The sequence below is a fragment of the Microcoleus sp. genome, from assembly GCF_041354475.1.
Classification (GTDB): Bacteria; Cyanobacteriota; Cyanobacteriia; order Cyanobacteriales; family Microcoleaceae; genus Microcoleus.
The window spans coordinates 23,635-47,352 of the sequence record NZ_JBGJZU010000024.1; the positions used below are offsets into that span (position 1 = coordinate 23,635).

Annotated in this window: 17 protein-coding genes and 1 pseudogene; 5 read left to right on the top strand and 13 right to left on the bottom strand. The window is 44.1% G+C overall.

Annotated features, from left to right (window positions below):
- Positions 1–209: 209 nt before the first annotated feature.
- The 4 genes and pseudogenes from ACBR23_RS11585 to ACBR23_RS11600 all read right to left on the bottom strand — a co-directional run bounded on the left by ACBR23_RS11585 (position 210) and on the right by ACBR23_RS11600 (position 5,078).
- The gene (locus ACBR23_RS11585; RefSeq protein ID WP_371116906.1) at positions 210–689 is read right to left on the bottom strand and encodes an orange carotenoid protein N-terminal domain-containing protein; all 480 of its coding nucleotides are present in this window, start codon (positions 687–689) and stop codon (positions 210–212) included.
- Positions 690–1,070: 381 nt separating this feature from the next.
- On the bottom strand, positions 1,071–4,133 hold the full coding sequence (locus ACBR23_RS11590; RefSeq protein WP_371119636.1) for an MFS transporter: 3,063 nt from the start codon (positions 4,131–4,133) through the stop codon (positions 1,071–1,073).
- 431 nt (positions 4,134–4,564) lie between these two features.
- Positions 4,565–4,972, bottom strand: a pseudogene (locus tag ACBR23_RS11595) (hypothetical protein); the annotation flags it as partial.
- Positions 4,929–5,078 (bottom strand): hypothetical protein, encoded by a 150-nt coding sequence (locus tag ACBR23_RS11600; RefSeq protein ID WP_371116904.1) that lies wholly within the window; start codon positions 5,076–5,078, stop codon positions 4,929–4,931. The gene ACBR23_RS11600 and the pseudogene ACBR23_RS11595, both read right to left, overlap by 44 nt.
- An 85-nt stretch (positions 5,079–5,163) precedes the next feature.
- Between ACBR23_RS11600 and proS the strand changes: the two genes are divergently transcribed.
- Positions 5,164–7,110: a proline--tRNA ligase gene (gene proS, locus ACBR23_RS11605; protein WP_371119635.1), complete on the top strand. Its 1,947-nt coding sequence runs from the start codon at positions 5,164–5,166 to the stop codon at positions 7,108–7,110.
- 322 nt (positions 7,111–7,432) lie between these two features.
- The gene (locus tag ACBR23_RS11610; protein WP_371119634.1) at positions 7,433–9,484 is read left to right on the top strand and encodes an adenylate/guanylate cyclase domain-containing protein; all 2,052 of its coding nucleotides are present in this window, start codon (positions 7,433–7,435) and stop codon (positions 9,482–9,484) included.
- A 77-nt stretch (positions 9,485–9,561) separates the two neighbouring features.
- Here the strand turns inward: ACBR23_RS11610 and rpmB are convergent, their stop codons facing one another.
- The 6 genes from rpmB to ACBR23_RS11640 form a co-directional block, all read right to left on the bottom strand.
- A complete protein-coding gene (rpmB, locus tag ACBR23_RS11615) occupies positions 9,562–9,798 on the bottom strand; it encodes a 50S ribosomal protein L28 (protein ID WP_341732957.1) in 237 nt (78 codons plus the stop codon).
- Positions 9,799–9,957: 159 nt separating this feature from the next.
- Positions 9,958–11,946 carry a molecular chaperone HtpG gene (gene htpG / locus ACBR23_RS11620; protein WP_341737338.1) on the bottom strand — a complete coding sequence of 663 codons (1,989 nt, stop codon included), beginning with the start codon at positions 11,944–11,946 and terminating at the stop codon, positions 9,958–9,960.
- A gap of 171 nt (positions 11,947–12,117) precedes the next feature.
- Positions 12,118–13,449, bottom strand: coding sequence for a two-component system sensor histidine kinase RppB (rppB, locus tag ACBR23_RS11625; RefSeq protein WP_371116901.1), 1,332 nt, complete (start codon positions 13,447–13,449; stop codon positions 12,118–12,120).
- Between the two features lie 137 nt (positions 13,450–13,586).
- Complete coding sequence (rppA, locus tag ACBR23_RS11630; protein WP_371116900.1) at positions 13,587–14,276, bottom strand: two-component system response regulator RppA; 690 nt, start codon at positions 14,274–14,276, stop codon at positions 13,587–13,589.
- Between the two features lie 72 nt (positions 14,277–14,348).
- Positions 14,349–14,855, bottom strand: a complete 507-nt coding sequence (locus ACBR23_RS11635) for a hypothetical protein (RefSeq protein ID WP_341737335.1) — start codon at positions 14,853–14,855, stop codon at positions 14,349–14,351.
- 184 nt (positions 14,856–15,039) lie between these two features.
- Positions 15,040–18,228 (bottom strand): efflux RND transporter permease subunit, encoded by a 3,189-nt coding sequence (locus ACBR23_RS11640; protein WP_371119633.1) that lies wholly within the window; start codon positions 18,226–18,228, stop codon positions 15,040–15,042.
- Between the two features lie 450 nt (positions 18,229–18,678).
- Between ACBR23_RS11640 and ACBR23_RS11645 the strand changes: the two genes are divergently transcribed.
- Genes ACBR23_RS11645 through ACBR23_RS11655 form a run of 3 tightly spaced genes read left to right on the top strand, consistent with a single transcriptional unit; the run spans position 18,679 to position 20,242 of the window.
- A complete protein-coding gene (locus ACBR23_RS11645) occupies positions 18,679–19,416 on the top strand; it encodes a TIGR04255 family protein (protein WP_371116898.1) in 738 nt (245 codons plus the stop codon).
- Positions 19,416–19,709: a hypothetical protein gene (locus ACBR23_RS11650; RefSeq protein WP_371116897.1), complete on the top strand. Its 294-nt coding sequence runs from the start codon at positions 19,416–19,418 to the stop codon at positions 19,707–19,709. Before ACBR23_RS11645 ends, ACBR23_RS11650 begins: the two co-directional genes overlap by 1 nt.
- Positions 19,706–20,242 (top strand): hypothetical protein, encoded by a 537-nt coding sequence (locus ACBR23_RS11655; RefSeq protein WP_371116896.1) that lies wholly within the window; start codon positions 19,706–19,708, stop codon positions 20,240–20,242. The genes ACBR23_RS11650 and ACBR23_RS11655 overlap by 4 nt, the downstream gene beginning before the upstream one ends.
- A gap of 41 nt (positions 20,243–20,283) precedes the next feature.
- Here ACBR23_RS11655 and ACBR23_RS11660 read toward each other — a convergent pair whose 3' ends face one another.
- From ACBR23_RS11660 to ACBR23_RS11670, 3 genes are all read right to left on the bottom strand, one after another.
- Complete coding sequence (locus ACBR23_RS11660; RefSeq protein WP_371120938.1) at positions 20,284–22,239, bottom strand: efflux RND transporter periplasmic adaptor subunit; 1,956 nt, start codon at positions 22,237–22,239, stop codon at positions 20,284–20,286.
- A gap of 193 nt (positions 22,240–22,432) precedes the next feature.
- Positions 22,433–22,621, bottom strand: coding sequence for a hypothetical protein (locus ACBR23_RS11665; protein WP_371119631.1), 189 nt, complete (start codon positions 22,619–22,621; stop codon positions 22,433–22,435).
- A 283-nt stretch (positions 22,622–22,904) separates the two neighbouring features.
- Positions 22,905–23,612, bottom strand: coding sequence for a DUF305 domain-containing protein (locus ACBR23_RS11670; RefSeq protein ID WP_371119630.1), 708 nt, complete (start codon positions 23,610–23,612; stop codon positions 22,905–22,907).
- Positions 23,613–23,718: the final 106 nt, after the last annotated feature.

Consider the following 23,718-nt stretch of genomic DNA (forward strand, 5'->3'; position numbering starts at 1 on the left):
AGAGGTCACCCCCCCCTGCCCCCCCCAAGGGGGGAAGGAAAAAGGAAGAATAGCAAGCCCGTAAGCTTTTGAGCGATTTGGATCTTGCATTTCATTAGGTGGACTTACTGAACTAAGCAATTGCTAAAATCAAGATAAAACTCAGAACCCCTAATTATTAAATAATGAGGGGTTCTGAGAGCACAAATTATGTAAAAATTGCTAATTTTTTAAATGCCAGCGCCTGGAGCAGCTTCTGCACCCATTTCTAGAACAGTACCGCGCAGAAAATCAATTTGCTGCTGAAAGTCCATGCCTTCAATCTTGCCTAATAATGCTTTTCCTGCTTCTGGTAGCTGATAGTCAGCAGGCATGGGAATAATAGTTCCTTCGTCCATTCCGACTGCTAAGAAATACCAAAAAGCTAGCTTTGTTTCTGGACTCAGGGAGCCATAAATGCGACTAATCTCAGTATTGGCTTTTGAGGCAATATCGCGCATCACTTGCAGTTGTTCTTCGTGGGGCAATTCCTTGACGCGATCGAACAAACCCTGAGCGATTTCGGAACCAGCAGCACCGGGAGCAGCAGGGGTAACAGATTTGCCCATTTCTGTGTAAACAAACCACAGTAAACCTAATTGGTCGTCTACACTCAAGGTTTTGATGTCTGCTTTTCCTTGGTCGTAAGCGCTGGTGGTGGTAAATGTCATTTGAGCCTCCAAAGGGTAATTTATTGCTCAGTTTTCTGATTAATTTGGAAAACTGTTTTTACTTCTTAATAAAAGTTAGCGAATAAATACTGCACCTAGAATCTTGCTTAAGACAGAGATGATCCCCAACCTAATTTATGGCAGTAAATTCGCCCAAAACTGAAAAAATTGCAACCAAAGAATGAGGCGGATTGGACAACATTGTTGTACCTGCTACTGATTAAGATTGTTTAGTAGATCGATCGGACCTCAAAAAATAGATCCCAGACTTCTTGAAGAAGGCTGGGATCTAAAGCTGACGCATCGGGTTTCATTCAAAAAAAAGGCTAGCTTTTGGCTAGCCTATAATCAGGAGAATTGTAGATCAAACTCTTTTAAACTTTAGCTAAGCAAACCTGAAATGCCGCCCACTGCGATCGCACCTGCTAAAGCCGAAACAGCTACAGAAGTGAGAGCCGTACCGAACAACCACCAAGCAGCACTTGCAGCAGCTTCCCGCGCTTCTTCTGCTTGGTGTTTAGCCTTCTCCTTAAGTTGTTTGATGCGTTTTTTCGCTGACTCTTGCAGGCGTTCTGAGCGCGACAGAACCGTGTCCCGTGCTCCTTCAATCTGGTCGATAATTTTGTTAGCATTAGCTTCGGAAATATCTGGACGAGAGCTAATTACAGCAACTAAAGTTTCCCGATCGAACTGACTTACACGTTCCTTAATCGCCTCAAATCCTGCCTGGGGATCGTCAAATACTTTGCGGAAATCGCGCTTGATACCTTCATAATTAAGTTCTGGGCGCTCCAGGGAATTGAGATAATCCCGAATTTTTCCGAAAATACCGTCTAGTGCTGACTGAAACTTGTCCTGAACCATTTGAACTTGTTCGACAAATTGGTTGCGAACGGTTTCAATTTGGTCGGCAATTTTGTTAGCTTCTTCTTCCGAAATATCCTCCCGCTGTGACAGCAAGGCTACCAGAGTCGATCGATCGAACTGCTTGAGGCGATCGCCCAAATTCTGTATCCCCATTCCGGGTTCGCTAAACAACAATTGTAAATCCCGTTTAATACTTTCAGGATTGAGTTCTTCCTTGTTAGTATTCCGCAAGTAATTTTCGAGACTTCCTTGGAAATCCCGCACCGTTGCTTGAGCGCGAGAGGCCAACCGGCGCGGAGATTTAACAATGCTGCGGATCTCATCCAAGATGCGATCGATCGTCCGATTGATCTGTTCTTCGCTCAAATCTTCCCGTTGTGAAAGCAACTTGACCAAAGTTTCGCGATCGACATGAGAAAGTCTTTCGCGCAGTGCCAAAGCACCCTCTTTCGGATGCTCAAACAGTTTGGTCAAATCCCGGTTGATACCTTCTGGATCGAGTTCTTCCAAGTTGGTATTCCGCAGGTAATCGCCAATCTTAGTAGTAACTTCTTCGTACTGCTCCTTAGCTTTATCTGCAACTATTTGCGGCGCGTGGATAATGTTGTCGCGTACAGATTCAATCCGGTCGATCGCCTGATTTACCTGTTCTTCGCTGAGGTCTTGGCGCTGTGACAGCAATTGCACCAGGGTATCGCGATCGAATTGAGATAAGCGTTCCTTCAGCGCCTTAAAGCCTGCTTGCGGGTCTTCAAACAAAGTTTGGAACTCGCGCTCAATACCTTCAGGATTGAGTTCTTCCTTGTTAGTATTGCGGAGGTATTCTTCTACCTTTTGGCGCAATTCTTGCGCTTTCGATTTCGCTTGTTCTTGCAATTCCTGAGCTTTAGAAATCACTCGATCGCGCGAACTTTCGAGGCGACTGATTAATTGGTCGGCTTCTTCGGGGCTGAAATCTTCCCGCTGACCTAGCAACTGTACCAAAGTATCGCGATCGAATTGCGACAGGCGATCGCGCAAAGCCTCAAAACCAGCATCCCGGTCTTCCAAAAGCGCTTGAAAATCCTTCTCGATACCTTCAGGATTCAATTCTTCCTTACCAGTCGATCGCAAATAATCTTCAATCCGACTCCGCAAATCTTGAGACTGTTCTTGACCCGCAGCAGTTTGCAGAGTTTCCAAAACTTCCATGCGGATACTTTCAAGCTGTGCTGTAATTTCCGCAGCCTGTTCTGGATCTAACCCCTCGCGACGGTTGAGCACCCCTACAAAATACTCTGGATTCAACATCTCTAACTGGCGCAAAACAGCCCTAGGAGAAGCGTCAGGATCGTAGATCACATCCCTAAATTCCTGTTTGATTGTCTCTCTGTTTAAATGCCAAGGCTGAGCGTTAACCAAATAATTTTCTACATCAGCCTTAACAGTATTGAAAGGCAAAGCAGGCACTTTTTCTGCCACCTTAGACCCCAGAGATTTAGCTTTTTCCGTTCCTTTAGCGGTGAATTCCTGTAACTTACCGGAAATTTTTTCCACATCTAAATCCGACAAATCAGTCCGCGACAGCAAAGTTCCGACTAGAGCTTCGACACCCAACTGCATCGCTCGGTTCATGCCATTGCTAGACTCAGATTTGTTTTCTGGAGTTGCCAAAACTTGAGATAATTTGGCATTCAGTTCATCCGACTTCAGCAAATCCGGTGCCGCCGACTTCAGAAAATTAACCAACTCTAACTTGGGGTCTTGTTGCTGTTGGTGCTGACCGAATGCTTGCTTCCACACGCCTTCAAGTTGGTCTGCTACTTGATTTATTTCATCTTTGGAAAAATCAGTGCGACTGCTAACTAAATCTACAAAAGTCTGGCGGTTAACATTTTTCAGAACATCGCTTCCCGCCAAAGATTTGATATCCGCATCGCCCAGCAACTTTTCAAATTGACTGCGAATTTCTTTGACATCTAGCTTCGGTAACTGCAAAGAACCAACATAATCTTGTACCGTTTCGCGAATGCTATCCGGGTCTACCGCCGAACTCAATTCGCGGCGGACAGCGGCTATAGATGCCTCTACAGTATTGACCATTTGGTCGCTGGCCATCTTCCCGCTCATGGCTGCACCGGCAGTACCCATGACGCCTTGAACGCCGGAAAATGCTGTTTTCATCAAGGAACCAATCAAGGAACCAACTGCGCTAGAACCCAGCCAGACAAGAGTTAAAAAGTAGGCAGCCCAGATGACAACACCAATAATTGCCGCTCCATCTACGCTAGCAATAGAAGTTAGTTTGACTGCGAGAAAACAAGCCAAAAATAAGGCTATGTTGACTGTCACTAAAATCCAACCGCCTACTAGACCTTCAGTTTTGCGAAATTTAGTACCTAAACTTTCTGAGTCGTCATCGTCATCGGGTAAAGCCTCATCCCAATTAGATATTTTGGCGGCGATCGAGAAATTAGTTAACAAAAATTGAAAGCCGAAAGCCATAATGACTCCGGCGATTAATGATACAAAAAACTGCGGGCTTAAAAACATCAGCCCTGCGAGTTCTGGGTGGTCGTATGGTACGTTTTCCAACATGATTTACCTCCTAAATTTTTCAGCCATATTAGGCATAGTGAAACCTATCCCCAGATTTATGCAAGGGAATTTTGCAATCTTTAGATGGTTTTTTGCCTGTTTCAAAAGTTGTGACTTCTGAGTTACTCACTACTGAGCGGAAGTCTCCTATTTTGGCAAATATATCAGTAGGGATGCTTCTAATCTCAGCAATTAAAAGTCATAACTTTTTAGCGTTCTCATTCTCTCTCTATACTTATCATCGGGGTTGAGGCTTATAAATGAATCCATCTAAAGTCTGAAATCAATTTTTCAATAAGTATCAAAATAAGTAGAAGATGCAGAGTTTGTTGAAGAGCTGCAAATCCGACGCGGAGGGCGCGCCACCAATTATCTATAGTAGGTAAAGTACGATTCAGCGCACCCTACATATCGCAGAGTGCGCTGCTGAGTTAAGATTCTGTTTGATTGTTAGGGTCAAAACGAGCTAGTAATTGCGATCGATCGAGCAGCATAATCAGCCGCGTGCGATCGAGGGGTTCTAGTTGAATCAAAGGCTCGATTATTTGGGCTAGTTCTTCATCAATCTCACTAAATTTTACTTGTAGCAGATTCTCAACCATCAGGCGTTGAGCGCGCTGAATACCTTGCTGAATACCTTGCTGGATACCGCGCTGAGTTGCATCTTCCAGCCGTTGCAAGTAGAGGGGTGACAGTTCCATAATTAACTCCCGATCTTCTCGATCTATGTCTTGGCGGACTTCTAAAATCGTTCGCAAGTTGTACAACAATTCTAACGCATTCAAGCGAAAGACGTTATCTGAGGGTAATTCTCTCAATTCGGCAACAGCTTGCTTCTGCTCCTATTTCATCTGTTAAGGCAACCCACTGCGATCGCACCGTAGAATTGTGACAATCATCAAATACTGACATACCTTTTTGGTAGTTTTGCAACATTTTATTCATATATTCAATCAAATTAGCCTTACCTCTGATAATATCAGAGCTTAATCTGAGATTAAAATCATTTAGTCATTAAAGGAAATCACCGATGCGACTCTCTCAAATGCTTTTTGTCACCCTGCGGGAAGATCCAGCAGAAGCAGAAATTCCCAGCCACAAACTATTACTCCGTGCGGGATACATCCGCCGCATCGGTAGCGGGATTTACGCTTATCTGCCTTTGATGTGGCGTGTCCTCAAAAAAGTCTCCCAAATTGTGCGGGAAGAAATGGACGCTACAGGCGCTCAAGAATGCCTCTTGCCACAACTCCAACCGGCTGATTTGTGGCGGGAATCGGGGCGCTGGGATACCTACACTCAAGCTGAAGGTATCATGTTTGCTCTCACAGACCGTCGGGATACAGAATTGGGATTGGGTCCAACTCACGAAGAAGTAATTACTACAGTTGCTAAGGATATGATTCGTTCTTATCGGCAATTGCCTACACATCTGTATCAAATTCAAACTAAATTTCGTGATGAAATTCGCCCCCGTTTTGGCTTGATGCGCGGTCGTGAATTTATTATGAAGGATGGTTATTCTTTCCACACTAACGAAGAAAGCCTGAAAAAAACTTATCAGGATATGGCTCAAGCTTACAGCAATATGCTGAGGCGATCGGGCCTGCAATTCCGAGCAGTAGATGCTGATTCTGGAGCCATTGGCGGCTCTGGTTCCCAAGAGTTTATGGTGTTGGCGGAAGCTGGGGAAGATGAAGTTCTCTACACCGAAGATGGTCAGTATGCTGCTAATTTAGAAAAGGCTGTGTCTATACCTGCTGATGCGAAAACCTCGCCTTTTACAACTTTTGAAAAGCGGGAAACACCGGGAACTGAAACCATTGAAAAACTCTGTAAGTTTCTCAAGTGTTCTCCTACTCAAGTTGTCAAAAATGTACTTTATGAGGCAGTTTATGACAGCGGTACGACTGTATTGGTACTGGTCAGTATTCGTGGCGACCAAGATGTCAATCAGGTAAAATTGCTGAATGAATTAACCAAATTAGCGGAAAATTATCAAGCAAAAACTATCCTATTTTTGACTGTTCCAGATGCGGAAGCTCAGCAAAAATGGGCCGCTAAATCTTTGCCTCTGGGTTATATGGCTCCCGATGTTGCTGATGATTACATTGCCTCGAACCCCCCCCAACCCCCCCTTGGTAAGGGGGGGCAACAAGACTCAAATCCCCTCCTTGGTAAGGGGGGGCAACAAGACTCAAATCCCCCCCTTGGTAAGGGGGGGCAACAAGACTCAAATCCCCCCCTTGGTAAGGGGGGGCAGGGGGGGGTATCTCCCAAGTTTTTGCGTTTAGTCGATCGCACCGCAGTTGACTTGACAAACTTTGTCACTGGCTCGAACGAATCAGGATACCACGTTGTGGGAGCAAATTGGGGCAAAGAATTTGACCTACCGAGTTTAGCAGTAGATGTCAGGAAGGCCAAAAAAGGCGATCGGGCTGTGCACAATCCCGAACAAACACTGCAAACAGCCAGAGGCATCGAAGTCGGGCACATCTTTCAATTAGGGACAAAATATTCTCAAGCAATGGGCGCTACCTACACCAACGAACAAGGCGAAGAAATGCCCTTAGTTATGGGTTGTTACGGCGTTGGTGTGTCGCGGTTAGCTCAATCTGCCGTAGAACAATCCTACGACAAAGACGGGATAATTTGGCCAGTGGCGATCGCCCCCTATCACGTTATCATCAGCATCCCCAATATTTCCGACACTCAACAAGTCGAAGTCGCCGAAAAACTCTACGCAGAACTCAATCAATCTGGCATTGAAACTCTGTTAGATGACCGCGATGAACGTGCAGGAGTTAAATTCAAAGATGCGGATTTAATCGGCATTCCCTATCGAATTGTTCCCGGTCGTTCCCTGAAATCGGGTAAAGTTGAAGTAGTTGAAAGATCGACTCACAAATCCCAAGAAATTCTCATTGAAGAAGTAAATTGTACCTTGAAACAATGGATTAAGGAAGCTATCCAATGACAAAATTTCCGGGAATTTAAGGTTAGTAGTAAGGACTTAATTCCTTTACTGTGAAAAATTAAAGCAATAAAGTCCTCACTACCAACGATATTTTCATCAGAGCTAAGGTTCGTAGTCAAGACTTCAGTCCGTTTGTGTTAGGATGGACAGGACTATAGTCCTCACTACAAAGGATTTTTTCATCGGGGCTAAGGTTAGTAGTAAGGACTTCAGTTGTTTCCTGTTAGCATGGACAGGACTAAATTCCTTACTACAAAGGATGTTTTTTAATCTTATTTTATCAATGGCATCAAATGAATTAATTTAAATTATCAAACTAAGTATGAACCCAAACAATAGTCAGTTTAGTCGATTTATTCAATCTATAAATTGGCAATATTTAGGCAAAGTAGCTGCCATTGCCCTCGTTTATATTTTAGGAGCAAAACTGGCAGTTTCCATTCCCGGCATCAATAAATTAGCTACCTGCGTCTGGCCCCCCGCAGGAATTGCCCAAGCTGCACTTTTATTGTTTGGGTGGCGCTTTTGGCCAGGAGTAGCATTAGGGGTTTTCTTTTTTGAAAAAATCGACATGAATGTCTCCTTAATCCTGTCATTAGTCTCTGCTTTTTGTGCTTGTTTGCAAGCTTTGTGCGCCTTTATTTTACTAAATAAATTAAAATTTCGCCCCTCACTGAATCGGCTGATAGATGTTGTCAATTTAATTTTTTGTGGTGCCGTAGTTGCTACTCAAATAAACTGCACTCTGGGGACAATGCGCTTATGTTTAACTGGTCTAGTTGAGTGGAGGGAATATTGGGAAATTAGGTGGAATTGGTATCTGGGAGATACGTTAGGAGTTTTGATTTTTGCTCCCCTGTTGTTGATTTTATACCAAAAACCAGCAATAGCCGATCGCCAAATTAGCAGCATCAATCGCATCTGGGCGGGAATAGGCCTGATGTCATTAATCGCAGTCAGTTGGGTAGTATATAGTTCCAAAGCAACGCCTACTTTTTCCGGGTATCCCCTGGAATACTTGCCATTTCCCTTAGTAATTTGGGCGACAATTCAATTCGGTCAACGTGGTGCTGTCATATCATCTTTCCTAGTATCCAGCATCGCGATTTGGGGGGGGTCTCAGGGTGCTGGCCCTTTTATTACTAAAGCACAAAGTATCAATCAAGCAATCTTATTTTTGCAGGCTTTTATGAGCGTAATTGTGATTACCTCTCTGCTGTTGGCAGCAACTGTAGCTGAACGTGCTTCAGCGGAGAATGCACTGCGGCAAAGCGAAATTAAGTATCGGGAATTAGTGGAAAATGCTAATAGCATTATTTTAAAATTAGACCGGGTAGGAAATATTACCTTTTTTAACGAATTTGCACAGGATTTTTTTGGTTATGAAGAAGAAGAAATACTAGGTAAAAATGCAGTAGGAACAATTATCCCCCCTACAGATACCATAGGAAACGACTTGACAGTAAAGTTGAGAGATATTTTACAAAATCCCGAAAAGTATACGCGCAATGAAAATGAAAGTATCCGGCGTAGTGGCGATCGCGTTTGGGTATCCTGGGCAAATAAACCGCTGTTTGACGAGGCGGGAAAGTTCGCAGGAATGCTGGCAATCGGTACGGATATCACGGACCGCAGGCGGGCAGAAATGGAGCTTTACAAGCTCAATGAAGAGTTAGAATTTAGAGTGAAAGAACGGACTAATGCTCTGAATGATACTTTAAGTGCATTGCGAGTGCAGCAGGAACAATCAGAACGGTTGTTGTTGAATATTTTACCAGAACAAATAGCCGAGCGTTTAAAGCAAGGAGACAGTACCATCGCCGATACTTTTGCTGAGGTTACTGTTTTATTTGCCGACATCGTAGGTTTTACCCAACTCAGTGCGAGAGTTTCTCCAACGGAATTAGTTTCCTTGTTAAATGAAATTTTTTCCACCTTCGATCACCTCGCAGAAAGACACGGTTTGGAAAAAATTAAGACAATTGGTGATGCTTACATGGTAGTAGGAGGACTGCCAATTCCTTGCTTAGATCATGCAGAAAAAATCGCCCAAATGGCCATAGATATGCAACAGGCAATTACCGAATTTAGTAAGCAGCACAATCAACTTTTTAGCATCAGAATCGGCATCAACACAGGTCCGGTGGTGGCGGGAGTGATTGGGATTAAAAAATTCATCTATGATTTGTGGGGAGATACTGTTAATACCGCTTCCCGCATGGAATCCCACGGCTTGCCAGGGAGCATTCAGGTGACATCCACAACCTATCATAAATTGCAGGAAAAGTATATATTTGAAATTCGTCCTGCAATCGAAGTTAAAGGCAAAGGTGTGATGGATACTTATTTATTAAAAAGTAGAAATCAGTATTAAGGACTAAAGTCCTTACTACCAACCTAAACAAGAGGTTTGTAGTAAGGACTTTAGTCCTTTCTTGGTCCTGAAATTTCTTACATTTTGTAGAGGTTAATTCCAGCTTCCTTCGCCATAATTTCCAAACCCTTGTGTTGCAAGGTTTTAATGGCCTTTGTGGAAAGGTGAAGTTTCACCCAGCGTTTCTCCTGTGGCCACCAAACCCGCTTCCACTGTAAATTTGCTTCTTGCAACTTGTGAGTGCGGTGGTGTGAGTGAGAAACTGCAAAACCATTATTCGCTTTCTTCCCCGTTAGCTGACATTTCCGTGACATATTGCCCTCCAGATTAGTGTTTTTTGCGTGCAGCCTTTCATTATAGCCGAAGGAAGAAGAAAGAAGGAAGAAGCCTTAATTTATCCCTTTATCAGTGGAAATAAACTCTGGCTCCTTCCTCTGGTTCCCCACCTTAGCAAGGGAGGGTTGGGGGGTTAATTAGAGTGCACGTTCGGTCAATTTTGTCAATACTTGATTCGATCGCTCCACAAACTCCTTCATCCCCTCAGCATCAAAACCCTTCTGAGCCATCAAGGCCAAGTCGTAAACGTGGTGACAAATCATGCTCGCCAATTGGGCCGACGGAGACTCGCCACCGCCTTGAATAATCGAACCTTGACTCAAATTAGCCAGATTTTGAATCAACGGGTGGGCTGTATTCACCAGCAAAACGTGCTCTTCGGGGAATTCGGCTGCTTGCTGCTGCAATAGAGCCGTCATGTCGCGCATCCGGCGCAAAGCTTCGGGTAACAGGACGATCGCAGGTGGTGTCGCCTCCGCAGCGTCTGACTTTAATGCTTCTGTGCGGATATTCACTTTTGGCTTATTCAGAGCTTTTTGGAACAATTCTTTAACTTGTTCGCTGCGAGTTTTATTGGTAGTCGGATCGACAATTTCCGCTTCTTTTTCTTTGTCAATTAGGGTATCATCTAAGTCGGAATCCACTCGCGAGAATTTGACATCGGAATATTCTCGTTCGAGGAAACTAATGAAGTGCGTGTCAATGAAAGAATCCATGAACAACACTTCTAAACCTTGGCTTTTGTGCAGTGCGACGTAAGTTGCTTGTGATGCCGGCTCTGTACAGTAAAATACACGATTTTCGTGACGTTTTTGATTGCGTTCTAAATACTCTTTCAGGGTGGTGTAAGGTTGGGTTGAACCGGAAGTTTCGGACTTGGGATTGACATCTTGCCACAAATCTCCTTCCTCAGCTTGCACCTGCACTTCTGGTGTCTCGGTTTCTGGCTTGACTGCTGTTGGTTCGTAGGTGCTGCGATAGATTAAGATATCTTCAATTTGCTTTTTGAACTTGTCATCGTTGAGTGCTCCGAACTTGACAAAAGTGCCGATATCTTGCCAGCAACGGATGTACTCGTTCCGATCGTCCCGGTAAAGTTCCTTTAGGCGATCGCCCACTTTTTTGGCGATATAATCAGCTATTCTCCGCACCGTGCGATTGCTTTGCAGCGAACTGCGAGACACGTTCAGCGGAATGTCGGTACTGTCAATGACTCCCCGCAGTGGCATCAAGAATTTCGGAATAATTTCTTCGCAATGATCGCTGACAAAAACCTGATTGCAGAAGAGCTTAATGTTGCCTTGGGTGACATCGACATCAGGCCGCAGTTTGGGAAAGTAAAGAATGCCGTTGACAATAAAAGGATAATCGGTATTCAGGTGTACCCACAGCAGCGGCTCTTCTTGGAACGGATAAAGGTGGCGGTATAGTTCTAAGTAGTCTTCTTTTTGTAAATTGCTGGCTGATTCCCGCCAAATTGCCTTGTGTTTGTTGAGTTCCTCTCCCTCAAATTTGATGGGAACTGGCATGAAATCGCAGTAGGTTTTGATTAACTGCTTAATGCGGCTTGGTTCTAGATATTCTTGTTCTTCTTCTTGGAGAGTGAGGGTAATTGTAGTGCCGCGTTGGGTGCGGGTAGATTCTGATAGTTCAAAAGCGGGTGAACCGTCGCAGGACCAGTGTACAGCTTGGGCGCCTTCTTGGTAAGAAAGGGTTTCGATATCTACTTTTTGAGCGACCATGAAAGAAGAGTAGAAACCGAGGCCGAAGTGACCGATAATGGCGTCGTCGCCACTGCCTTGATATTTTTGAATAAATTCTTCAGCGCTGGAAAAAGCGACTTGGTTAATGTATTTTCTAACTTCATCGGCTGTCATGCCGATGCCGTTGTCGGTGATGGAGAGTGTTTTGTTTTCTTTGTCGATCGCAATGGTGATTTCTGGTTCGCCAATGTCGCCGCTGTATTCGCCGGAACGGGAAACCATTTTGAGTTTGGCAATTGCGTCTACGCCGTTAGAAATTAGTTCCCGCAAGAAGACTTCATGGTCAGTGTATAGCGACTTCTTGATAATCGGGAAAATATTTTCGGTATGGATTGAGATTGTTCCCTGTTCTAAAACTGTCATAATTTTACGCTAGGTAGTTGTAAGGAGTCAGTAGTCAGTAGTCAGTAGTCAGTAGTCATTAGTCAACTATCAACTATCAACTGCCAACTATCAACTGTCAACTGTCAACTGTCAACTGTCAACTGTCAACTGTCAACTGTCAACTGTCATCGGTTTCCCCCACATGATAGCTCACAGCGGCAGCCGTAGCAGGAAAGTGGTGCCGCGCCCCAAGTCGCTGCGGGCGGTGAGGCTACCGCGATGGGCGCGGGCTATGGTTTGGGCGATCGCCAATCCCAATCCCGAACCGCCGGTATGGCGCGATCGATCGCTATTTACTCGGTAGAAGCGATCGAAAATTCGCCCTTGTTCAGTCGTCCCAATCCCAATCCCGGTATCCTGCACCTGAATTATCGCCTCGGTGTGAGTGCAATCTACAATAACTGTTACTTTTCCCCCAGCCGGAGTGTATTGAATCCCATTCACAATTAAATTAGCAACGAGGCGATAAAGTTGGTCGGAATCGCCGACAACATTTAATTGCTGCTGTACGCGCAATTCGGATGTTAGCGCTACCCCGCTAGCGATCGCCATGGCGGCTAATTCCTCCACCAAATCGTTCACCAAGTCATTTAAACAACACCATTGAGGGCGAGGAGGTATGGGTTGATTATCCATGCGGGCCAGCAACAACAAATCGGCAACTAACTGAGTCAATCGTCGGTTTTGGCGATCGATCGTCCGCAAAATTTCCCGCGCCTCTTTTTCATTCAATTGAGGCATCAACAGCGCCGATTCAACTGTCGCCTGAGAAGCAGCTAAAGGGGTGCGTAATTCGTGGGCAGCATCCGCTGTAAACTGTTGAATTTGTCGGTAAGAAGCATAAATCGGTTTCATCGCCAATCCTGCCAGCCACCAACTAGAAAAACCCACCAAAATTAATGCTGTCGGTAATCCTAATTTTAAAACTAATTTCACTGTATTGAGATATTCATTGAAGTCTTGCAGACTGCGACCCAATTGAAAATAACCCCAATCCTCCTGTTCTTTTGTATGTAAAAATACCGAAACTTGATGATAGAGATTGCCTTGCCTATCAGTCACGGTTTGCCAATATTTAGAATTAAATTCTGGGGGTAATTCATCAGGAACGGCCCCGGCTGTAGCAATCAATTTCCCGGAAGCATCAAATAAACGAATATAGTAATAGCCTTGATTAATAGCGCTTAAAATATGGCGAGGGCGAATCGGTTGCTTAATGCCGTTAATTCCTATTACGCGCAGGTTGGGCAAAAGTTCATTTACGATGGGTTCCAACCGTCCTGGCTGCTGCAATTTGAGTTCTAGACTGTCGTGCAGCGTCCCGGCTACCGATTCTAATTCGCGATCTATGGCTACCCAATGAGCGTGGGCGATCGCCTTATATACCCCAAATCCCAACAAGCTTAAAATCAAACCCATGACGGCGGCATAGGAAATTGCTAATTGCCAGCGTGTTCGATTAAATAGTTTATTTTGATTCATTTTTCATAACGACAAGTGACCCGGAGATCCCCCCTAACCCCCCTTAACAAGGGGGGGGACAAGAAGTATTCTTTTCTTAGTCCGCGCAGGCGGACATTGTTTGACAAGACGCGGTTTCAACCGCCGAGTATAAAACTTTAATTTCTCATCCGGTATCCTACGCCATGCACAGTTTCAATTAAGTTCGCGCAGCCTGCTGATTCCAGTTTGCGCCGCAGCAAGCGCACTTGAGCCGCTACCACATTGCTAAAAGTATCTGCACTAACATCCCATAGCTGATTCCTAATTTGTTCTGTGGCGACAATTTGGTTGGGATGTTTCATGAAGTATTCTAGTAATTGAAATTCTTTGTTTGTCAAGAAAATGCTCTGATTTTTGCCCCCGCCATCCAGCCGAAAAACTGTGCGATTTCCGCAGTCTAAAATGAGATTTCCTACTTCTAATTGTTGCGGCTGAATTTGGGGCGATCGCCTTTGCAAAGCCCGCAATCTTGCTAACAGTTCCGCCATCCCAAAGGGTTTAACTAAATAATCGTCAGCCCCGGCATCTAGTCCCGCTACTTTATCTTCCATCCGGTCTTTTGCTGTGAGCATTAATACTGGCAGAGCGCTATTTTTCCCACGTAATCTACGCAGCAGTTCTAATCCTGACAATCCTGGGAGCAACCAGTCAAAAATAGCCAGGGTATATTCCATCCACTGATTTTCCAGATAACCCCAAGCTTCTTTGCCATCCTGGGCCCAGTCCACTATATATCTTTCCTGCTTCAAAGTGCGATCGATCGCCTTCCCTAAATCTGGCTCATCTTCAACTAGCAAAACTCTCATAACTCTAATTTACACAAAAATATGGTAAAAAACAGGCTGGAGAGCCTGTTACACAGTAATTATGGGAGATGTTTATTGATTAAAAGTAAAACGACCGTCTACTTTTTGTCCGTTAACATCCGCCGTCACCTTGAGTGGATAACTGCCGGGATTTTTGCCTGGAAAAACAACAGCATAATGTTTGCCATCAGGATCGTATTTGAGGGTTAGAGTTTGCTGTTTTCCATTTGGTAATTGCACTTGAGCTGACACTTTTGCATTGGGAATTGGTTCGTGGTTATCACCTTTTTGCAAATAAAGATCTAAGTGAGTTCCGGTAGCTTCTTTTTGAGTTAAAAGTTCTAAGTGGTAAGCTCCCGACTCGACAACTTGACCCCCTTTAGATGCTTGAGGATGGTTTGTTGTCGCACTACCCGCAGGAGGAGCAGCCTTGGGAGCTGAAGACGCAGGTGCAGAGGCTACAGGAGGGGGTGTTTGGCTGCTATTGGGAGCGCTGGCTTCGTCGCCTTTACTGCAAGCTCCTACAAACAACAATCCGACACTGCCTAGAATAACTAAGTTTGATTTGAGCGCTTTCATTTGATTTAATGTTTGCGTACTATGGTTATAGATTAGCACGCACAACAATGAAATTATCAGGACTTACACTATCGATACTTCGACTATGCTCAGCACAAGTGCCTCATTACCCATTACCCATTACCCATTACCCATTACCCATTACACGCTCACCTCACCTAACCTAACTGAGAAAGGCTATATTTTAGGGGTGATTACTTTCTGTTAATAAATGTTCACTGAATTGAACATACAAAGCTGGTAAAACTAACAGAGTCAGTGCTGTAGAAGTAAACAATCCTCCTAAAACTACAACAGACAGCGGTTGCAGAATTTCCTTGCCCGCCCCACCTTCTAAAACTAAAGGTGCTAAACCTAAAGCTGAAGTGGAAGCCGTCATCAAAATAGCATTGAGCCGTTCCATCGAGCCTTTAATAATTGCTTCATTAAAAGGCATTCCCTGGGCAAATTTAGTATTGTAGTTGTCTACTAATAACAAGCCGTTGCGAGTAGCAACGCCAAATAAAGTGACAAAACCAACTAAAGAAGCTACAGAGATGATGCCCCCAGTCAAAGCTACTGAAATTACACCTCCCACTAATCCGATCGGCAAATTAATCATAATCATAGCAGTTGAAGGAATTGACTTGACGGAAAGGTACATTAATACTGTAATGACCACAAAGGCGATCGCACTAAACATCATAATATTTTGCGAAGCTCTTTGCTCGGCTTCAAATTGACCACCGTATTGGATAAAATAGCCAAAAGGTAACTGTACCTCTCGTTTAACTTTAGCTTGAATTTCATTCACAACCGATCGCAAATCTCGACCTTTCGCATTTGCCGCCACCACAATTAACCGAGAAACATTCTCGCGGTTAATCGTATTTGGGCCCGTACCGTATTTAACAGTCGCAACTTGGGCGAGGGGAATTTTACCCCCCCTTTCATCCCCCCCTTTATAAGGGGGGGAAAGAGGGGTTTCATCCCCCCCTTTATAACGGGGGGAAAGAGGGGTTTCATCCCCCCCTTTATAACGGGGGGAAAGAGGGGGGGTATCCACCAACAAATTTTCAATAGTTTCTAAGTTATTTCTGGATTCAGGCTGCAACCAGACAACTAAATCAAAAGTTTGCTGCAATTCCAACACCTGAGAGACAACTTTGCCATTCAAAGCTGTCTCAATTATTTCCGAAAGTTCTCCCACTTTCAAACCGTATCTCCCCGCCGCTTGGCGGTTAAACTTAATTTGAATTTGCTGCACCGGCACTTGCGGTTCCAGTTGCAAGTCTACAATTCCTGCCACAGTTTTCATTTGCTCTTCAACTTGAGCGCCGATGGTGCGAAGTTGATTCAAATCCGGGCCAAAAACTTTGACAGCAATTTGACTCCTCACACCGGATAAAACCTCATCCATTCTGTGAGAAATAAAACCGCCGATATTTGGTGCAACTCCCGGTAATTTCCCAAATTCCTGCCGCAATGATTCCAAAGTTTTCGGCCGATTTTTCATTCCTTCCTCGCTCAAACCGATATCAATGTGAGCTAAATTGACACCCGCAGCATCAGCATCACCGGGAGCTCTGCCCGATCGCACTTGCACGTAAGCAAACCTGGTATCATCCTTAAGAGCATCTTCCATCGCAAAAGCCGCACTATTTGTCGCCTCCAAAGACACCCCCGGATACAGTAGAATCGTATTCACCAAAGTTTGCTCCTGAAACTCCGGCAAAAACACTCGTCCAAAAGAAGGCAAAATAATTAATGCAGCCACCATGCTCGCGGCAGCTAAAGTTAAAATAATCGCCGAATAGCGCATTGACAATTTTATAAAAAAATGATAGACTTTCTTGCAAAATCTCGGCAACCAAGGTTCCGCAGCACTCATGTTTTTGTTAGGCAATAAAATAGCGCAAAGTGCCGGAGATATGAACAGCGATTCCAGACTAGAAATCACAACAACTACCAGATAAGTAATCCCCATCGGCGTAAAAATTCGACCTTCTACACCCGGTAAAGTAAAAATTGGCGAAAACACCACAATCCCAATTACCGTTGCTCCAATTAACGAATCTCGTACCTCCTGAGAGCCATCAAAAATCACATCCATCACCGGGCGAGGGTGAACAGATGATGTATTTTCTCTCAGGTTGCGGTAGGTATTTTCGGCATAGACGATCGCATCATCGATCGCAGTGCCGATCGCCACCGACAACCCACCCAAAGTCATCGTATTCAATCCCAGCCCCAGCCAATACATTGCCAGCAGCCCCAAAAGCCAAGTTAGGAAAAAATCCAGCAAAACCACCGTCAGAGTCCGCCAATTCATCAAAAACGGGATCAGAATAATAGTGACAATGATGCTGCCTTCCACTAAAGCCGATCGCACATTTTCCACCGAAGAATTGATATACTCTTCCTGGCGGAAAGTGACAGTAACTTTAATATCTTTGGGCAAAGCTTGCTGCACCTGGGCCATTGCCGCTTCCACAGCTTGAGTTACCGTAGGAGTATCAGCGATCGGCTGTCTGTTTACCATCACAATCACAGCTTTTTTGCCGTTAAAACTGCCATCGCCCCGCTTGATAGCAGCACCAATTTTGACATCAGCGACATCCCCAATTCTGACGACGCTTCCTTGGCGAGAGGCGATCGCAGATTGCTGCAAATCTGCCACCGATTCAATCCGCCCCACACCCCGAATCAAAGTTTCTTTATCCGGCGTAATCAAATAGCCACCGGGCGCGTTAACATTCGCAGCAGCCACAGCTTGCGATACTTGCTGTAACGAAACATTAAAAGCTTTCAATTTCGCAGGTTCAACTAATACTTGATACTGCCTTTGTTCACCGCCATAAACTACCACTTGAGCCACACCATTCACTGCTAACAGGCGATTAGTAACTTGCCAATCAACCAGACGGCGCACTTCCATTAAAGAAGTAGTTTCTGATGTAAAAGCATAGGTAATCGCAGTGCCTACCGGAGAAGTTGTCGGAGAAATTTGCGGTGCTTCTACTCCTACAGGAAGCTTGCTTTGAGCTTGCTGCAACCTTTCTGTAATCAACTGCCGCGCTTGATAAATTTCTGTTCCCCAATCAAAGATAACTTTAACCACAGAAACACCCACAGCAGAGGAAGATCGCACTGCTGTTACCCCCGGAGTGCCATTAATCGCACTCTCGATCGGCAATGTTACCAAAGACTCGATTTCTTCCGGCGCTAAACCCGGTGCTTCCGTTTGGATTTCCACCTGTGGCGGTGCGAAAGGCGGGAAGACATCGAGAGGCATTTTGGGGATGATATATACTGTCCAAAGACTAATAATAATAGTGGCTAGAACGACTAGCCAGCGGCGGTTGATTACCCATCTGAGAATAGTGCTGAACATTTTATAATTTTATATAAGCGATGATTAGCAGCTACCGTTTGGCGATCGAACACTTAACAATAAAAGTGAGCAGATATTCAAGGCTTCTACTGCTGTAGTTTTCACCTGTAGGACTAAGACTAAAAAAACTGGTTTCTTCCAAAAATTGTCGATTTATTCGACAAATATTCACGCAGGGTTTCGACGGAGTTTATCCTGAGCGAAGCCGAAGGGCTCAACCACCAGGGGTTTTTGGTTCCCCGTGCGTCTAGGACTGAACTGAATTCCTGGGATGAACAGTGTTAAATAGCCATTCAATTTAGATTGACACCCAAAAATGAAATTAGGATGAAATATTTTGATTTTTAACCTTGATTCATAAGTTATTTAAAATCTCAAATATAAAATCTAATGTTTAAAATGATATAACCTGCGTTGCTCTTTTTGACAAAGCAGTTTAGAATAGTTAGTATGCAACCACCAAAACACTACTCACACGCCCCCATCACCGAAGCCTTGATTGATATACAAGTTAGACTTCCAGCAGAAGTTCTACTTGACAACTTGGCGCAGGTGTACTCTAGCATTCAGGCTGAGTATCCTCAGTGTGAAGAGGTGTTACTTTTTCAGGGACAAATTATGGCAGGTGCTAGTGTTGGGGCAACAGCGAGTCAATCTCCAATTGGCTATATAGCCTCCCACAGTGACCAAAAACAAATTCTTCAACTGCGTTTAGATGCTTTCGCATTTAGTCAGCTTGCCCCTTACGACTGTTGGGAAAATTTTCGGAATGAAGCAAAGCGACTGTGGAATATCTATCAGTCTCTGACACATCCAGAAGCAATTGTTCGCTTAGCACTCAGGTATATTAACAGGCTAGATATTCCTTTGCCGATTGGCGATATCAAAGAGTATTTGAGGACATTTCCCGAAGTTTCTTCTGATTTACCACAAGGATTAAGTGGCTACTTTATGCAGCTACAAATTCCGCAGGAAAACTTAGGAACAATGCTGGTTATAAATCAAGCAATAGTTCCACCTCCTACACCTGATTTTGTTTCTATAGTATTAGATTTAGACCTATTTCTAGAAGGGGATATTCCTGATGATGAAATAGCGCTTTGGCACATTCTAGAACAAATGCACGAACAAAAAAATATAGCTTTTGAAGCTTGCATTACAGAACGCACAAGGGAGTCGATTAACTGATGGCTACAATTACCCCCCTACGTCCTAAAGGTGTTTCACCATCACCAAAGTTGCTGGTATTAGAGCCAAAAGCCACAACTCAATTACAAAGTCCTGAAGGACGAAAACTCGCAGCACTAGCTGATGAAGTATTGCATAATCTAACCGTTGTAAAACAATACTTACAAACTCTAGAAAGCATTGGTGAAATAGACTGGCAGCCAGTACCGCCAAAGCGTTCGGAACGAGTAATCATGCGCGCTCAGTTTAAAGGGCGTAAAAAACCTCTGCCGTATATTTTCGATGAAGAATGATCGTAGAACCTTTCTGGGTGCAGGTAAATGAATCAACACTCAGGCAAGGTGATTATCTGCCTGGTTGTCTGGTACTAATACCAGTATTTGATCCAATAAATTTCGGAAAAAATAGTGAAATTCAAGATGTACAAATAGAACTAAATGAACTAGATTTAATCATTCTCACCCAAAGCTGCGATCTGGATAGTAAAAAAGTAGCTCAGGTAGTGCTGTGTGCAATTTACCCTATTTCAGAATTTGAGGAAAATAACGAAGCATTTAAGAAAAAAGGAAAATGGAATGAAGTTTTAAGAGGGAGAATAGAAGGTTTGCACCTGCTGGCATCACCAGCGAACCCAGATAATAACAAAGAAGCACTGGTTGTAGATTTTAGAGAGATCCAAACCTTGCCTTACGAATATGTATTGAAACACGCTAGTAATTTAAACGATCGCTGGCGGTTAAAATCTCCTTACCTAGAACACTTTTCTCAGGCGTTTGCACGTTTATTTATGCGAGTTGGTTTACCATCTGCCATTCCACCTTTTTAAGTCATTTCATGTAGTTATAATTGCTCGATTTAACAAAAATTTTACTTTAAAATCTTGGCTTCTGCCTCCTGAATTTTAACGCGGTGGTTGTCATCACGCGGTGGCAATTCATCTACTGTACTCGCATTTAATGCCGATGCAGAGATGGAAAAACTATTGTTTTCTGAATCCGTTGCTACTGCTGGCAATTTGCGCCGATTTCCCCACAATGCCCCGATCGCAAAAGTCAGAGATGCGATCGCCATTCCGCCCCCTATACCCGCCCACAAAGGCAAGGAAAAGCTATTAAAACCAGCCTCCGCAACCTTTTGAGTTACTTCTTTCTTATCCTCAGTTTTTGAGTGTTTGCTACCGCCCCGCAAAGATTGAGCATAAAGTTGAGGTGCGCGCTGAGTGACTATCAAATCTCCCTCAAACAAACCGCTCTTAATTTCCACTAAATCCCCGGAAGTTTGACCGAGTTCGACTTCAAGAGCTTGATAAGCATTACCATTTTTGACATAAACTAACTGTTTGCCATTTGCTTCTACCGCTGCTGAAACAGGAATTACCAAAATATTTGTTGCTGTTTTTGCGGTTAAGATTTCCAACTCGGCAAACATTCCCGGTTTCAAAACTTGCTCGGCATTATCCAATTGAGCTTTCACCGCCACAGTGCGGGTTTCTCCTATAACTGCCGAGCCAATTAAGCTAATTTTTCCATTGAAAGTGCGGTTTGGCAAACTGGTAATTTTAACCCTAACTTGCTGACCAGTTTTTATCTGATTTAGGTCTTTTTCGTATATATTTGCCGTGGCAAAAACGCTGCTATCATTTAATATACTCATCAGGGGTTTTTCCGCCGAGTTGACTGATTCGCCTGGGGTGATTTCGCGATCGGCTACAGTCCCTGCAATCGGAGCAACTACGGTGACAAGTCCTTTATCGTTGGCGGCAATCCCTAGTTGTTGCAGCCGCGCTTGATAGGCTGAACTGCTGAGGCGAACGCGGGACTGAGCTACTTCTAAAGCAGCTTTAGCCCCCTTGAGTTGAGCCTCGGCTTCTAGAACTTCCCGCCGACTCAAAGCTTTGGTAAGTTGAGCTTTGACTTCTGCAACTTTGCCTTGAGCATCTCGCAATTCTCGCATCGGCAGGTCTACTTGGGCTTGTTTAATTTCGGTTTCGGCTTTGATAACTTCGGGACGGCTTTTTGCTTTGGCAACATTGGCTTTTGCTGCGGCGAAATGGGCTTCCGATTCCAGCATTGTCCGTCGCGCGATCGCCCCTGCTGCTACCAATTCTTTGTCCCGTTCAAACTGTTCTTTAGCCACTGTTAATTCGGTTTCTGCCTGGGCTATTTCTGCCTGGGCTATTTGTAGTTGGCGCTGATAGTTTTCTTGAGCAACTTTCACTACAGAGCGGTTGTTTACCAATTCTTGCTCTCTTTCGTATTGCTGAGTTGCTGCTGTCAGTTGGCTTTTGGCTTGGGCGATTTCTGCGGCGGATATTTGCAGTTGGCGATCGTAATTTTGTTGAGCTAACTTAAACTGAGCCTGCGCCTGCTGCAAATCGCCTTCCGCTTCGGCTCGTTTGGCGATCGACTCCACGCGCAATTGGCCTAATTCCGAACTCGATAACACAACCACAGGTTGACCTTTTGATACTTTGTCCCCCGGTTTAACGAGCAACTCAACCACAGTGCCGCTAACGGGAGCCCGAACTTCTACTTTTTGATTTGGCAGAGTTTCAATTTGTCCGGTAGTTTTAATCCCGACAGACAACCGCTGAGCTTTCACAGGCTCAACTTTGATTCCGATGCGCTTCGAGGTTTCAGTATCGACAGAAATAGCAGCCGGAATTTGAGTTGTTTCGCCACTTTGGTGAAATTCATCTCCGTGTCCCGCGTGGGCGAAAACAGCGGCCGGAGAACTTAGCAAAATCAGGCTGAATAAAGTTGCAGAACCACTGCTAATAATTGCGGCAGATGGAGCATATTTGTGAAATATCATCGTTGGCATTGTCCTTGAAATCGGGTTGAGTGCCACCGGTTTAGCGATTGGTATTTTTCCCAACTAAGTAAGTAAACTGAATTAACCAGATCTACTTATTAGGGTTTTCCCAGAAGCGATCGCTAAGCAATGACCAAGAGCTAAACATACTCTCCTCAACCTAGTCTTTCACAGCCAAATGAAATTAGGATGAAATTTCACCTCAGCAACCCAGATGCCCGCCGGCTTCTAAAATATCAATATAAGTTTTGCCTAGTTTGAACCGTTGCTGGTGTAATTTTTTTTCGGTTTCTGATTGCGCTTCAATTTCCTTGGTCAAGGCGCTCACTAACTCTTCTACGGCTTCCTTAGATTGATGAGTAGTGTTTGATTCCAAGCTGGTCAAGATCATTAATTATTCCCCTGTCATGATAGCTTTTGAGTTATTCTCATACTTTAGAGGGATGCCTTTTAAATTGTCTACAGTATTTTTACGTAAAAAAATCAACTTAGGTGTATCTAAACAGGTTGTGACCGCAATCATAGATTTAAGTGACTATTAATACAACACTTTGCGCCATTTTTTGATTGCCTCGATTGCCGGATTTTGCCAAGCAAAATTTTCCTGAACAATAGACATAGTGTGATTACTGCTATTGTTCAGGCTTTTTTACTTGATAATTTAGGGAATTATGTTATTGTTTATACCACGCTTTGCGCCACTCTTTCATTTGCTCAATTTCTTGCTTTTGTGAAGTCAGAATTTCTTGGGATAATTTCCTCATTTCTGGCCGCTTCGACTTTTTCAAAGCATCTTGGGCCATCACCAAAGCTCCTTCGTGGTGGGGAATCATCCCATTCAGAAACCGCAAATCAAATTCAGCATCCGCAGCACCTAAATCCATACTCATCATCATGCTTTGCATCTGTTCGGGAGTCATGGCCATCATGTGACCCATGGGAGCGTGATAAGCCATGGGCGTATTGCTGGCTTTAGGATACCAAGTTTTTCGCCACTCTTTCATTTGATTAATTTCACGATTCTGAGCGACAATCATGTTATTTGCGAGTTTTTTCATTTCCGGGCGTTTGGATTTATTCAACACGTCTTTCGCCATGTTTACAGCACCTTGATGATGCACTGTCATCCCATCGATAAATCGCAAATCATAGTCGGCATCAGCAGGTCCTAAGTCCATGGACATACTGTGATTCATGCCACCCATTTTGTGGTCCTGCGCCACCTCTTGTTTACTGCTGGCTGGGCTTGCTGCTGTAATATTTGGGGCTTGAGTTTGACTTACAGTGTCTTTGGAACAAGCAGCCAGCACTCCAGTGCTTAGGGCTGCTGTGCAGGTGAATATCAGGGCTGTCATTCCTGTTTTTAATGGCATTGGTTTCATAAATTTTATCTTGTTAAAATTGGGATTTATATCTACTTTATCACCGAGATATGAAATTAGGATGAAAACCGAGAAAAACTTTAATCTAAAATAGACTAGACTATTA